This window comes from Jiella pacifica, from assembly GCF_010500815.1.
Lineage (GTDB): Bacteria > Pseudomonadota > Alphaproteobacteria > Rhizobiales > Rhizobiaceae > Jiella > Jiella pacifica.
Map to the genome: position 1 here is coordinate 163,375 of NZ_JAAAMG010000012.1, position 13,937 is coordinate 177,311.

General features: G+C 60.2%; 8 protein-coding genes, 1 tRNA gene and 1 pseudogene. 3 read left to right on the forward strand and 7 right to left on the reverse strand.

What is annotated here, in order from left to right; translation table 11 throughout:
* The first annotated feature begins 590 nt into the window (after nt 1-590).
* Nucleotides 591-1,499 carry a hypothetical protein gene (locus GTK09_RS15710; protein ID WP_163464175.1) on the forward strand — a complete coding sequence of 303 codons (909 nt, stop codon included), beginning with the start codon at nt 591-593 and terminating at the stop codon, nt 1,497-1,499.
* A gap of 9 nt (nt 1,500-1,508) precedes the next feature.
* Here the strand turns inward: GTK09_RS15710 and GTK09_RS15715 are convergent, their stop codons facing one another.
* The 3 genes from GTK09_RS15715 to GTK09_RS15725 form a co-directional block, all read right to left on the reverse strand.
* On the reverse strand, nt 1,509-3,896 hold the full coding sequence (locus tag GTK09_RS15715) for a DGQHR domain-containing protein (RefSeq protein ID WP_163464177.1): 2,388 nt from the start codon (nt 3,894-3,896) through the stop codon (nt 1,509-1,511).
* Between the two features lie 95 nt (nt 3,897-3,991).
* Nucleotides 3,992-5,491 carry an ATP-binding protein gene (locus GTK09_RS15720; protein ID WP_163464179.1) on the reverse strand — a complete coding sequence of 500 codons (1,500 nt, stop codon included), beginning with the start codon at nt 5,489-5,491 and terminating at the stop codon, nt 3,992-3,994.
* Nucleotides 5,492-5,500: 9 nt separating this feature from the next.
* The gene (locus GTK09_RS15725; RefSeq protein ID WP_163464182.1) at nt 5,501-7,108 is read right to left on the reverse strand and encodes a radical SAM protein; all 1,608 of its coding nucleotides are present in this window, start codon (nt 7,106-7,108) and stop codon (nt 5,501-5,503) included.
* Here GTK09_RS15725 and GTK09_RS27825 point away from each other — a divergent pair.
* Together GTK09_RS27825 and GTK09_RS15735 are read left to right on the forward strand one after the other, a co-directional pair.
* Entirely contained in the window at nt 7,107-7,571 is a 465-nt protein-coding gene (locus GTK09_RS27825; protein WP_281353385.1) for a S16 family serine protease, read from the forward strand. The genes GTK09_RS15725 and GTK09_RS27825 overlap by 2 nt on opposite strands.
* A gap of 8 nt (nt 7,572-7,579) precedes the next feature.
* Nucleotides 7,580-7,993, forward strand: coding sequence for a hypothetical protein (locus GTK09_RS15735; RefSeq protein WP_163464184.1), 414 nt, complete (start codon nt 7,580-7,582; stop codon nt 7,991-7,993).
* A gap of 96 nt (nt 7,994-8,089) precedes the next feature.
* Here the strand turns inward: GTK09_RS15735 and GTK09_RS15740 are convergent.
* From GTK09_RS15740 to GTK09_RS27510, 4 genes and pseudogenes are all read right to left on the reverse strand, one after another.
* Nucleotides 8,090-8,164 (reverse strand) — tRNA-Glu (locus tag GTK09_RS15740).
* A 273-nt stretch (nt 8,165-8,437) separates the two neighbouring features.
* Entirely contained in the window at nt 8,438-11,701 is a 3,264-nt protein-coding gene (locus tag GTK09_RS15745) for an efflux RND transporter permease subunit (protein ID WP_163464186.1), read from the reverse strand.
* Nucleotides 11,698-13,476, reverse strand: a complete 1,779-nt coding sequence (locus GTK09_RS15750; protein ID WP_163464189.1) for an efflux RND transporter periplasmic adaptor subunit — start codon at nt 13,474-13,476, stop codon at nt 11,698-11,700. Before GTK09_RS15750 ends, GTK09_RS15745 begins: the two co-directional genes overlap by 4 nt.
* 345 nt (nt 13,477-13,821) lie before the next feature.
* Nucleotides 13,822-13,937 (reverse strand): annotated as a pseudogene (locus GTK09_RS27510) (IS630 family transposase); the annotation flags it as partial.

Below are 13,937 nucleotides of genomic sequence, written 5' to 3' on the forward strand. Positions count from 1 at the left end.
GCGAACGCTGTCAGCGCCGGAGGACGGAAGGACCGTCTAGCTCCGGCGGGCGGAAGAAGCCGCAGGTTTTGCGGCAGACAGCGTTATGAGCGACAGGTTCGTCATGGCGCGAACATATGACGAACGAACTAGCGCTGGCAAGAGGAGCAGCAGAGTTCTTCGGGAAGGGTTAACGACCGTCCGATACGACGAGAAGGCCGAGCGCCGTATTAGCCTGCCGCTTCCACGTCAAAGCGTAGGACCCGCTACCGATCTGGCTCGACGTCATCAATCGGGTGGCCATTAGCGCGTTCCCCAGGAAGCCGGCGCGCCGTGCGAATTGACCAAAGCCATATTTCCACCTCAGCCAACTTACGCCCGTCCTGAACGTCGTACCTGGCGCGCAATACGGTCTTGGCCCGGATTTCGTGACGAGTCCACTTCCAGTCGAGCAGCAAGTCGGTCGCGCCGCCCGTGGCGACCGTCGGCAGCCCAGCGGCGCCCTCTTCAGCGTGACGGTCCTTCCCGCAACGCCCTCTATACGGGTACCCATACCACGGCCAAGTTGCTGCATGCTACGTTCAGGCGTCACCGAATCGCAAGGAGGGCTCATGGCGGACGATCAAGCAGAAGGCATGTCGCTAGAGGACCGCAAGGACCTCGTTCGCCAGTCCGAGCGTACTATCGATAATCTGAAGCGAATACTCGCTTTCGTGTTCTCTCTGAGCTTCGGTTTGGCGGCAAGCCGGATCTTTGAGCGACTAGGCCCCACACTCACGGACCCGACACAACCGTTCCCGACAATCGGCGTGCTACTCGTGCACTTGGAAATGACCAGCGTGTTCGCGGTCACTGCAGCGCTGTTCTTTCACCAAGGGGCAAAATTCCTAGATATCCGATACGCAAAAGAGCCAATATCTACCCCGACTCCCGCCGGTTTCGCCTTCGACTTCGGCGTTCAGATGCTGACAATGGTCCCGTTCTACGCGATGGCCTTCTCATTCGGAAAAGACGTTATTGCCTCTTCGGGTTATTACTGGCTTTTCATGTCATACGTCACTCTTATAGTCTTGGGATTAGTGCTTCTTATCATAAGCTCTATTCCACGTGTGAGGCATACAATACCCCAGGAAGAATTAAAGCGTGAGCTTACGACGAGAATATATTGGTTCGTGATGAACAGTTTTTTTTTGATGCTACTGGCAATTACGTTTTTTGCAAGCAGTTCACCCAATGACTCTTGCCCGGTGGGTCTTCAGGGAGGCCCAAGCCTATTCCTCTACGCGTTCGGGGCCATCGTTCTAGTGCGTGACTGGATGGATTATAGTCGGACTTGGCCCTACATTTATCCCACGCCAGCAAATCAAATTGACAAACTAAAAAAATGGCCAATGAACAACATTGAACGGGGCAACGCTTTCAAATGGATAAGCTTCGGCGCGTTGTTTTTGATCGCATCAGCGACTTTTATAATTCTAGGCCGCATATACGACTATCACCACTGGACAATTATATGCTAGCCGATAAATCTAATATGAAGCGGTGGCCTGGATGGAATCTCCCTCGGCAGCGGCTTCCTCGAAAGCGTTGTCGTTGAATCCAAGTTCTGAGGCCATCTCAGCTACAAGAACGGCAAAGTCCTCGATTTGGCTTACTTGGGTTTTGGAAAGTGTCACATCCTGATCTTTGAGATCATCGCGGATAGGTATGATTGTCTTTATCTCGGCGAGGACCTGATCCTTCCGACTGCCGCGGTTCGTCTTCGCATTCATCAACTGCTTGAACGACCGCCAATTTCCCGACTTTTCAATGATCTCCACGATCTGCTCTAGGCCGACATGATCCCAGCGGTCGGACATGCCCTTGTCCTTTGTCACCGCCTCGTTGCAATGGGATTGAACCTCAGGAGGAACGCCCTGGAACCACCACTCCTCATCATGAGCCTGATATAGGCTCTCGAGGTTCCGTTTTACGACCACCAGCAGTGTCTTCGTGTACTTCGCAATCTTCGACCGCGCTTCCGTTGTCCCCTCGTGATCACGTTCGTTGATGAAGTCGACTATGAGCTGTGGCTTGTAATCGAGGGCGCTCTGCTCGCATAAAGCGATCTCAAGAAGGCGGGAGTTCTGATCGATCCCGCCCGCGCCACTCCTTGAGCGAAAGCTGCTGGTCCGCTCACGGCCGCCGCTCTCCACGTAAGCAACCGCAAAGCGAATAAACGGCGCGAGCGTGCTAACAATGCGCTGGGCGGGCTCGTTCTTTGCGTCGAAGCCGCGGCTCGTTGCGAGGTATTGCAATACGGAGGATGCCAAGCGAACAATCGTCCGGTAACCCGTATTGGTGAACCAGAAACCACCATCAGCATCCCGCTTCGCCCAGTTGTCGGGGGCAGCCGTCCGGGCCGTATTCAGCAACCCAATCATCACCTCCGTCGCCTTCGCAACGTTCGCTTCGGCATCATCCTTTCCCACAGACAGCGGCCCACAGACAAACTGATAGTCATCCCCATTTTTGGTTGCAGACGCGATCAGATTGTGTTTTCGCAGGCCTTCCGCAACATTCACCAGCGTGATGATTCTGTCAGGATTTTTCTTATCCATCTCAGACTTTATCGAGCCATGAAACGGCGAACGCGGATCTAACTCAAGTCGTTGGCCAACATGCGTACAAATAGCCGACACTTTGTCGCGTGCATCGTCTTGATCGAGTCCGATGCTAGCGCGTATCTCTGCTGCCAAGCTTGGTGAAACCCGCTTCTGCTTTGTATTTATGTCGACAAAAATCTCTATTTCTTCTTCGATCGATAGTCCGTCGTATGCCAAAATTGAGACAGCAGATTTGTCGTTACCGTAGTCCGTATCGGCGTAGGTGTAACCATACAGACGATGCTGCCCATCGATTATCATCAGGCATCCATAGAGCCCCGGCAGCGTCAGCTTTCCGTATTCGACGTCGCCGTGCTTCTCGATCGGTTCGAAGCGAACATGCTTCTTCGTTCGAAAATTACAGACGATGTTGGTAGGAAAAGATCCATTGTCTGAAATGAATTTGCCTATATCCTCAAGACGCTTCGAATTGACCATCCTTTGGTAGCTTTTGAGGTCATTTGTGCTGGTGCGTGCGCGGTGGCTGATAGAAGAGATCTTCAGAATGTCAAAAGGTGACGCCATGAAATGGTAGGCTGCACGGCCTCCCACGCGTATCCGGCTGGCGAAGACCTTGTTCTCCAGCATAGGTGTTTTCTTGTTTGCAAAGTATCGCGCGTTAAGTTGATAACGTGCACCACCTCTCAGAAGCTTAACTAGTTCTTCAAAGTATTCGATATCTTCATCTCGTAATATACCTATACCTTCCGCCCTTGCTCTCTCTATATCCGGAGCCGGCCATTCAAAGCCACGAGTTGCGATAAGGAACTTTATCTGAATTGATTTGCCGTCCACAAGATCTTTCTGCACCTGAGAACGTATTCGGTTGCGAATAGTGACAAACTTTTGAATAATATGCGTTACAGATTTTCGACCTGGTGACGCCTTATGAGTGCATTCGATAAAATAAATTGTTTCGTCGTCCTTTGCGACGATGTCCACTTGGCGATCCTTCTCATCATGAATGTCGTTGATGAAAAAATGCCTGTCACTATTCATGCACGTAAACTGCATTCTATAAAACAGCATCCAGACGTCGTCTTCGAGTTGGACGTCCGATGCCTTGGCGCGGAACATCCGCGTCCTTCGCTTGTACTGCTTCTCAACATGCCAGCCCTGCGCGACCTCATGTTGGGTGAGCTTCTTCAGGATTTCTTCATCGATGTGAGTGGGAGGGTTCGGGTGATACTCTTTTCTGCCTGCCCGCCTTCGAGCCGCATTATCCAGAGCTTCCTTCTCCACCAGTCCCGAAAGCGAGTATCGAATTGCCACCGTAGTACCACCAGTGTCTGGCCATTATCGCTCATCGTACAGCGATCGACCGGGTTAGGCCTTCAAATGCGCTCGCTGGGAGCCAATAGGCGCATTCAGCTTGCTACGCTTTGCAGCGCTTCCAACAGTTTGCGGGCTTGGTCGCGATTCGTGACTATGCTGCGAACGAGGCTAGAGACCTCATCAAGCGCAATAACACCGCCGTCGCTGTCAGAAGGTACTTGGTCCAAGAGATGGGAGACGCGCGAGAGCGCCGCTTCGCACAACTCTCGCGCCTCGAGGTGGTCGACGTTCTTCAAGCGCCCTCGCGCTCTCTCGATGGAGCCCCTAAATCGCGATATCTCGCCTTTCGACGGTAGAGATGACTCAGCTAGCTTCTTCTCTATTTCTTCGACCAGATTTTGGATCATGAGGAGGATGTTTCGGGAGATCGACGAGGTCCGACAGCGATGCGACAGCTCGATCGCTTTCGGCCCCAGCTGCGCCAGGAGATTGTAGGCGTGGTGATTGAGTTCGAAGTGGTCCCTTCGGCCGTTCGGCTGAATGCGGCGGTCGAGGATGTGGATCTCACCGACACACCAGCCGTTGAACCGTGTCTCCTTGAAGACTTCGTCGAACACGCCTTCCCCTCCAATTTGAACGTCGCCAATCCTTGCACGAAGGCGGCCGATACCGAGGCTCGGAGGTATGCTGCGAGCGTATTGATGGTGCGCTACCCATCCGACGGCGGCAACCTCGCCGTCTATGTTAGCGAATTCGAAAAACTCGACCTCATCCAGCTTCAATTCAAAAAGGTTGCCTGGGAACGTCGTGACGTTCGCGTAGGGGCGCAGCACACGCTCGCCTTGGATGGACAGATCCACAATCCCAACGTCGACCCCGTGATCAGCTAGTCTTCCGCGGATCTTGGCACCGAGCGAAAAACGCTCCGAGAAATCGACTGGCGCCACCTGTCCGAGATAGTCGCGGATAGTCGCTTCGTTCAGCAGAATGTCTCCCCGGTGTCGGGCAACTTCAACCATCGTGACCTCGAAGAAGTGGGAGGGATCCTCCCCTCTTGCGGGCTGTTCTAAAAACCTGACGCTGCTCGTGATTACCGAGTGAAGGTCACCCTCGAAACTATCGTCACTCAATCTCTGGCGGAGACGCTTGCAGTCCCACTCGACTACGGAAACGGTATCCTCTCCCGCTGCTCGCGTGCGAAAGTGCAGGGCCTTGCAGTATGCGATGCCGGACAACCTGCCGATACCTCGGAAACCACGCGCCCCCGTGCCACGCTTCGCCGAGCCGCCGATCGCGAGCAATAGCGAAGCTGCGTCTGTCGCCTTTATCCCGATGCCGTTATCAACGATCCGAACCGATCGAGCGCCATGATCGATATTGATCGCAACCGATCCTTCCCCGACTTTGATCAAGCCTTCTTTGATTCCCAATTCGATGGCGTCGGCGGAATTCTGTACGTACTCCCGATAGATTGTGATTGGCGAGAGGTACATTCCGGACGTGACCAGTTCGACGATATCCTTGCCGACGCGGACGACTGACGGGTCCAGCCTCTGGGGGGCATTAACGCTCACGGCTAGTGCTTGACTCATCGAGAACTCCTACGCTGCTTGCCGGCCAGACGGCTTCATCGTGACGGTTTCGTCTAGGCCTGAATCCTCGACGATCTCCTCGTTCGTAAGCCGCAAGTCGAACGTCGCCTCGCCGCCTCGACGAGCCTTCTGGAGAGACCGAATGTCACGCTCGACGTCCTTGGAGAGTGGAATGTGGTATCGTGCGACCCTGGCAATGTTAAGCGGCAGGTCACCGAGGCCGTCTCGGTATTCGGATGGATTGCGATCCGATAGAAAGGCAAGCAGCTCGTCGCGCTCGCTCTGTGAAAGCGTGGCGCGGGCTACCAAGTAGTCCTCATATTCGCCCCGTCCTTCATGCCGCTCATAAAACGACCGGTTGAATATCATGTGGTGAGGAAGGGATAGGATGTCGACGAACTCTTCGGGCGTCGAGCCGAAGGCGAGTCGATAGAATTCTGGCTCGCCGGATACGACGCCATGCGTCGCCTGGAGAATGATCTGGAAAGACCTCAGGAAATATCGGGACCACTTCGCGCCGACATGCGACCTGTCCGGTAGATTTGTTGGCTGATATCGCATTGGGAACGAGTAGATCCGAATTCCCAACTCCTCGTTCAGCCGGACGTTCAGATACATGCGCTCGAACAGATCCGCCGGGCCGTCATGGAAATTGTAGAGCATGTAGTTCGAGAGGTCGTTGAGCCCAAACTCATGGGCATATCGAACCGACTTCTCATAAGGTTTCTTCAGGCCGAGATGGTCAAACGCGATCCGCAGCGGGCTAAGGCAGATGCTTGACAGTTCACGGAGATACATCGGATCCTTGCTCAGTATACGAGCGTCGACACCCTGGTTGAAATCGACGCGGCGCAGCGAGGCGGTCCGCTCATGATCACGTTTTAACTTTGCCCCAGGCGTGAAACCGAGGTCGCGGATCTCCGCAATGATTTCCTTGAACCGCGTCGAAGCGACCACGTTGTTGTCCATGAGAATGAGGTCGCGCTTCGGACCGTAGATGGCGTCCACATCGTTGACGAACTGCACTAGCGGCGTAGCATCCCGCTGGGCGCCTTCGAGCTTCGGAACGCCGCAGAAGTGGCAGGTTCGGATGCAGCCGCGGGAGGCATAGGCGAAATAGGCGTCGCGGACCGGATACTGATACTCAATCTGATCGAGGATGCTGTAATCGGGGACAAGGTCCTCGATCGGCTTGCTGGTTATGTCGCCAGCATAAAAGTCGCCGTCGTCTTCATCGAGTTGGAGTGCCTGCGCCGGGGCGCTGTTGAGAAGCCCTCTGATGAACCGAATACCACGCCACTTTGGCTCGGCCAGAAACCGTTCGTGCATCAAGGAAGCGGCAATTCCGCCGACGAAGATGCGCTGGGTCTGACCGGCGACAAGTTCAATCGCGGCGTCGATCGTTTCCGAAATCACTTTGTATTCAAACGAAAACAGGGTCGTGATGTAAAGGCGATCCCACGCGGTACGGCTGAGTTCCTTTGTTATCCCTTTCGTAAAAACGACATTATCCCGTTTGCCGTTAGGGCCATGATATTGAGCGATTTTCATCAAACCCAAAGGCGGGTATTTGTTTTTATAGGGCGGCTCAATCAGCAAGATGTTTTTGTTCGGCATGTTCCCTCAACCCTCGGTTCACTCTAGCGAGTTGAAGGGCCCCCGTCGACACCCGCCCCGTGAGAACCCTTCAGTTCTCGATCGGAGATCATGTCTAGAAGCACATGAAATCACAGAGAGTGATTCGCTCAAACCCAATCGCTGCGCTGACCGGCATAATCGCGCCGACGGTCATGGACGGTGCAATGGGGGTATTGCCCTACGAGCCTATGTCGAGCGAAAGCTTATTTGGGCACAGATGGTCGTTCTTGGCGACATGAGCCTCGGGGGAAACGTCGTCCCGGTTCAGAACTTCGTGGAATCGCTTCAGATGGCCTTCGACGCTGGTGCGAACAGGATACTCGTCCCCATGGCGAGCGCTGCCGACATCTCGACGATCCCGCCAGAACTGTTCACGAAATTCCAGGCGTCGCTCTATTCGTATCCCACCGATGCCGTGTTCAAAGCGCTCGGGTTGGATTGAGGTCGGCCATGAACAAAACACAGGCCTTCGAGTCGTATGGAGCGGTGTTCAAGAGCGTTCGGTGGAGTTGGTCGGCGAAGGCGCCAGACGACAGCTTGGTCGTACTGACGTTTTGGAAGGACAGGCTGGTCTTCGACAAGGCGTCGAAATCGTTCAGCTACGAAGGAATGGGTTGTGATTCAGAAGATGTCGCGAATCGGGCCGGAAACGTCGAGCGACGCGAGAACATTCGAATCGCGCTCGAAAAGCTTGATGGCGTCGTCCGCGTTGTCGTCACCGTCGCGGAGGACGTGGCTGCTCGCCCGCGGAAGATCGCGAGCGTGTATCCCCTCCCTAACGTCCAGATGAAGATCACCGAATTCAACGATAAGACCGGAGAATTCAGGGCTCGCAGCGTGCCTGGGGCTTCCAGCAGCCCCTGAGAGAGATTGACTCGCTCCGGCCAAGCGATTCGATAAAATTGCGCGAGAGTGCGAACTATGGGTGAGAAAGCACAAACTATGCTTCCCACCACAGAATGGTACGCCCAAGGGGAATCGAACCCCTCTCTCCACCGTGAAAGGGTGGCGTCCTAACCGATAGACGATGGGCGCAGCGAGGCGCTGTATACGGATGATTCTCTCAGTTCGCAAGCGACCCGGGTGGATTTTTCCGGGCGCAGGAAAGGCCTTCCGGATCGGGCCTGATGCATCGCCGTCCGGGCGCGGATGCGATCGCCCGACCCGGTCGAGGCCTCGTCGGGGCGATCGCGGCCGGCACGATCGGTCGCCCCACCGAGGCACCGATTCCTGGCCTGCGCGAACATGTCGCGCGGCGCCCCGGCGCATCGCTGACGCCGGCTGTTCCCCCGACTTCGTGGCGGGCGGTTATTTTGCCGGTGAAGCCGCGTCGCCCTCGGCTTTCGCCGCATCGTCGCCGCCGGAGCCTTTGTCGGTCGGAGGCCGCCGGTCGCGATTCTGCCATGGAAAGGCGATCCCCGGCTTGTCGGCGCGGGCGATCGGCCCCTCCTGCGAGCGGTCGGTCTCGCGGCCCCAGAGCTTGCCCTTGCGCCCCTCGGCGATGCGCTCGAAGAAGGCGAAGAGCGCCGGGACGATCAGGATGCCGATGAAGGTCGCGGCCACCATGCCGCCGATGGCCGCCCAGCCGATGGCGTTGCGCGCTGCGGCACCTGCGCCCGACGCGGTGACCAGCGGAATGAGGCCGAGGACGAAGGCCAGCGCCGTCATCATCACCGCCCGGTAGCGCTGCCGGCCGCCGAGGATCGCCGCCTCGGTGATCTCCATGCCGTCCCGCTCCCGCCGCTCCTTGGAGAACTCGACGATCAGGATGGCGTTCTTCGCCGCCAGCCCGATCAGCATCACCATGCCGATCTGCGAATAGACGTTGGACGATTGGCCGAAGAGGAGGAGGGCGGTCGTCGCGCCGGCCGCCGCGACGCCGATCGACAGCATCACCGCCAGCGGCTGCAGCCAACTCTCATACTGGGCGACGAGGAAGAGATAGGCGAAGACGAAGGCCAGCCCGAATACCAGATAGGTGACGGAGCCGGCTTGCCGCTCCTGATAGGACGTGCCCGAAAAGGCGTAGCTGTAGCCCTCCGGCAGCGTCTGTTCGGCGACCTCCTGCAGCGCTGTCAGCGCCGCACCGGAGGAATAGCCCGCCGCCGCGTTGCCGCTGATCTCCGGGGCGGTGAAAAGGTTGTAGCGCGGCAGCGTATACGGGCCGAAGGTCGTCGAGACGTTCACCACGGTGTCGAGCGGCACCATCTCGCCTTGCGCGTTCTTGGCGTGGAGATTGGCGATGTCGGCGGGCGAGGCCCTGGCCGGCGCGTCGGCCTGGATGCGCACCTGATAGACCCGGCCCTGGTAGAGGAACTGATTGACGTAGTTCTCGCCCATCGCCGAGCCGATGGTGGCGTAGATGTCGGAGACCGACAGGCCGAGCGTCTCGGCGCGGTCGCGGTCGATGGAGACGTAGAGGCGCGGCACGTCGGCCGAGAAGGTCGTGCGCGCGCCGGAAATTTCCGGCCGCTGGTTGGCGGCGCTGACGAAAGAGCGCGCCACCGCCGCGACTTCCGCCGGATCCTGGCCCTTTTGCGCCAGGATCTCGAAGGTGAAGCCGCCGACCGAGCCGAGGCCCGGAATCGGCGGTGGCGGGAAGGCGGCGACCGTGACGCCGGGGATCTGCGAGAACTGGGCGCTCAACTTGCCGAGTGTCTGGAAGACGCTGTCGCGCTCGCCCCAGGGCTTCAGCGTGATGATGCCGAGGCCGCCCGACGAGATCTGCGCCGAGTTGAGGATCGAGAAGCCCGGGATCAGCACGTAGGCCTGGACCCCTTCGGTCCGCTTGATGATGTCGCCGATCTCCAGCATCGCCTCGGTGGTCCGCTGCAGCGATGCGCCCGAGGGCAGCGACACGTCGAACAGGATGGCGCCCTGGTCCTCGGCGGGAAGCAGTGTCGAGGAGAGGCTCGTATAGCTCAGCCCCGCGATGCCGAGCGCGACCAAGAGACCGAGAAGCGCCAGTGCGACGCGCCGGACGAGGAAGCCGACGACGCCGGCATAGCCGTTGCGCGCCTTGTCGAGGCCCCAGTTGAAGGCCCGCAGAGGAGCCCAGGCCCTTGAGGGCGGGCGCATCAGGATGGCGCAGAGCGCCGGCGTCAGAGTCAGCGCGACGAGGGACGACAGGAGGATCGAGACCGACAGGGCGATGCCGAACTGGCGGTAGAGCTGGCCGGTGAGCCCAGGCAGGAAGGTCGTCGGCACGAACACCGCAAGCAGCACCAGCGTCGTCGAGATGATCGGCCCGGTGATCTCGCCCATCGCGACATGCGTCGCCTCGACCCGGCCGATGCCGCGCTCGGTCATGTTGCGCTGGACGTTCTCGACCACCAGGATCGCGTCGTCGACGACGAGGCCGATCGCCAGGATCAGCGCGAGCAGCGTGATGACGTTGATGGTGAAGCCGATGACCAGGAGGATGGCGAAAGTGCCGATCAGGGAGACCGGGATCGCCAGGGCCGGGATCAGCGTCGATCGCCAGTCCTGCAGGAAGACGAAGACGACGACGACGATGATCAGCGCCGTGATGGCGAGGGTGAAGACGATCTCCTCGATCGTCGCCGAAACGAAGGTCGTGGAATCGTAGATGACCTGGTACTGCAGACCCTCGGGAAAGCTCGATTTCAATTGTTCGAGCTCGGCCTTCACCGCCGAGACCGTCTCGATGGCATTGGCGCCGGGCGACTGGTTGACCTGGATCGTCTGGCCGGCATTGTCGCCGACGAAGGTGTTGACCGCGTAGCTCTGCGCGCCGAGCTCGACCCGCGCGACGTCGCGCACCCGCACGATGGCGCCGTTGTCGCCGGTCTTGACGACGATGTTGACGAACTGGTCGGGTGAGGAGAGCTGTCCCTGCGATGTGATCGTATAGACCATGGCTTGGCCGTCCGGCGCGGGCGAGGCGCCGATCTGGCCGGTCGAGGCCGGCAGGTTCTCCGCCTGGATCGCAGCGGAGATGTCGGCGGCCGACACGTTGAGCGCCGCCATCTTCTGCGGGTCCGTCCAGATCCGCATCGCGTAGTCCGAGGGGCCGAGGACCTGGGCGTCGCCGACGCCCTCGATGCGCTGGATCGCCGGCACGACGTTGGTGGAGAGGAAGGCGCCGGACTGGATCGGGTCGAGATCGGGATTGGTCGAATAGAAGGCGACCGCCAGGAGGAAGTTCGGCGAGCGGGTGCGCACGGTGACGCCTTGGCGGGTCACCGCCTCGGGCAGCTGCGAGGTCGCAAGCTGCACCCGGTTGGAAACGTTCACCTGGGCGATGTCGGGATCGGTGCCGATGTCGAAGGTGATCGACAGCGAGTAGTTGCCGGAATCCGTCGAGGTCGAGGACATGTAGGTCATGTTCTCGACGCCGTTGATGGCACGCTCGAGCGGCGCGCCGACGGCTTCGGCGAGGACCGTCGAGTCGGCGCCCGGATAGCTTGCCGAGACGCTGACGGTGGGCGGCGTGATGTTCGGATACTGCTGGATCGGCAGGGTGAAGATCGCCAGCAGTCCCGCAAGGACGATGACGACCGAGACCACGACAGCGAGCCGCGGCCGGCGGATGAACAGGTCGGAGATCACTCTGTCGACCCTCCGCCGCCGGGGCCGCCCCCGGCCGCGCCGCCGGCGCCCGTCCCATCGCTTCCCGACGTGTCGCCGCCGCCCTGAGGCGCGCCGCCTGGACTGCCAGCGGCCGGTTGCGCCTCTCCCGCCTCGGCCGGTGCCGCCGCGGCTTGGGCATTGCCGTTGCCGGCCTGCGCCGTCGCCGGCCGCGGCGAGACCTTTTGACCCTCCTTCAGCGTCGCCGCACCGCGCACCACGACGTCCTCGCCCCCCGTCAGCCCGCCGGTCACCGCGACTTCGCCGGGATCGAGTGTGCCCTCGGAGCCAGCATCCGCCGCGACGGTGATCATCCGGCGTTCGATCGTGTCGTCGTCCTTCACGATCAGAACGGAGCGGCCTTCGCGGGACAACTGGACCGCGGCCTGCGGGATCACCGGCAGCCGCGGCGGGTCCTTCTCAGTCGTCACCAGCGTGACGTTCTGGTTCGGCAGGAGATAGCCTTCGGGATTGGGAAAGCTGATCCGCGTCTCCACCGTGCCGGTGTTGGCGCTGACCGTGTTGTCGACGAAGTCGAAAGAGCCGGTCGGCTGATATGTCGAGCCGTTCGGCAGGACCAGCGACAGGACGAAGTCTTCCGCCTCCTGCGCGGAGGAGGCGACCGCGTCTCCGGCTCCGCCCACCTCCTCGGCGCCGGGGGGCGGGCCGGACGAACCCGTCGCGGCCGAGCCCTCGGCGGAGGGCGCCTCGGGCCCTTGCGAACCCGCCGCGCCGGCATCGACCGGCTCTGCCGTATCGGGCGAGGTGGCCGCTGCCTGCCTGCCTGCGGGGCCGTCCGACTGCGAAGCGTCGCCGGTGGCATCGCCGCCGGCGCTCGTCCGATCTTCCGAGCCGCCGGCCTCGCCTGCAGGCCGTGTTTCGACCGGCGTCGGCTCGGAATTGCCGATCCCGAGCTTCTTCCAGGTGATCAGCTGCCCCTCGCCGATCGGGAAGACGCCCCAGATCGGATCCATCTGGATGAGATTGGCGAGGGCGCCGCTGCCGGTCGATACGAAATTGCCGGCGGTGATCAGCGGCGCCGAGATCGTCCCGTCGATCGGCGCGACGATCCGGGTGTAGCTGAGGTTCAACTCGGCCTGCTGCACGGCCGCCTCGGCCTGGAGCTGGGTGGCCTGAGCGGATTCGAACGTCGCCTGCGCATCGTCGAGAGTCGACTGGCTGACGGTGCCGCTTTGTGCCAGCTCCTTGCTGCGCGCCAGGTTCCGCTGGGCCTGGTTCAGCTGCGCCTGCGCGCCCGACAGCTGCGCCCGGGCCGAGGCGAGCGCCGCATCGTACTGGGCGGTCTCGATCTGGAAGAGGAGATCGCCCTTCCGGACGCTCTCGCCGCCCTTGAAGGCGACGCTGTCGAGATAGCCTTCGACGCGGGCCTGGATCGTCACCTGCTGGATCGCCGCGATCCGGCCGATGAATTCGAACCGGTCGCCGACGGGCTTCACCGCCGCCGTCTGGGTGATCACGGCGGGGGGCGGCTGGTTGCCGTCGCCTTGGGCCCCGCCTTCACCCCCGCCGCCGGATCCCTCGCCATCGTCGCTGGAGCCGAGGAAGGACAGAAAGTCCGGCAGCTCGATCTTGCCGATCAATGGCAGATCGAGCGTCGACGGAGCGCTGTCCTTTCCTCCCTGAGCGGCTTGCCCGGATTGCGCCTGCGCCGGGCTGGCCGCCAAGCAGAAGACGCTCAGTGTCGCGACGGCGAAAGCCGCGGACGTCAGCCGACCGCGCGCGATGTCTCTTGTCATCCAGAAATCCAAGGTCTCGCCTGTCGACGTCTCGATCTGTTGCGATTTCGCCATGCCGGGCGGATATGTGGCCAGGCAGATATATCGCGATGACGCCAGAACCCAACCCGGCGAAACCTGCTGGGGCGTGAGACGGTCGGGGTGGGGGCAGCGACGAATTGAAGCGGGCGCTTGCCGTCAAGCGGTGCGAGGCGTCGATCCGGGCCGAACGGTCGGTGCTCGCTGCTCCTCTTGCTGCCGACTCGCCGTATGAGATCATGGGAATGGCAGGCTTGGGGATGCCGTCCACCCCGCAACGGCTCCGCGACCTCGAGCCCGGCGATCGCCGGCATGCGCGTCGGGCGTTTAATCTGCAACACAGCCTGCAGCCTTGAAGTAGTTCCAGCATTCGTCGGGTGTGAAGAGGGCGCAGATGTCGCCGACGGCCCGCCAGAGTTGGTCCAGAGTGCGGGCGGCCGCCT

Bases quoted from the DNA above. Each gene is read 5' to 3' on its own strand.
- GTK09_RS15720 (WP_163464179.1), bottom strand. From the start codon at position 5,491: ATGAGTCAAGCACTAGCCGTGAGCGTTAATGCCCCCCAGAGGCTGGAC.
- GTK09_RS27825 (WP_281353385.1), top strand. From the start codon at position 7,107: ATGTTCCCTCAACCCTCGGTTCACTCTAGCGAGTTGAAGGGCCCCCGT.
- GTK09_RS15725 (WP_163464182.1), bottom strand. From the start codon at position 7,108: ATGCCGAACAAAAACATCTTGCTGATTGAGCCGCCCTATAAAAACAAA.
- GTK09_RS15735 (WP_163464184.1), top strand. From the start codon at position 7,580: ATGAACAAAACACAGGCCTTCGAGTCGTATGGAGCGGTGTTCAAGAGC.
- GTK09_RS15710 (WP_163464175.1), top strand. From the start codon at position 591: ATGGCGGACGATCAAGCAGAAGGCATGTCGCTAGAGGACCGCAAGGAC.
- GTK09_RS15750 (WP_163464189.1), bottom strand. From the start codon at position 13,476: ATGACAAGAGACATCGCGCGCGGTCGGCTGACGTCCGCGGCTTTCGCC.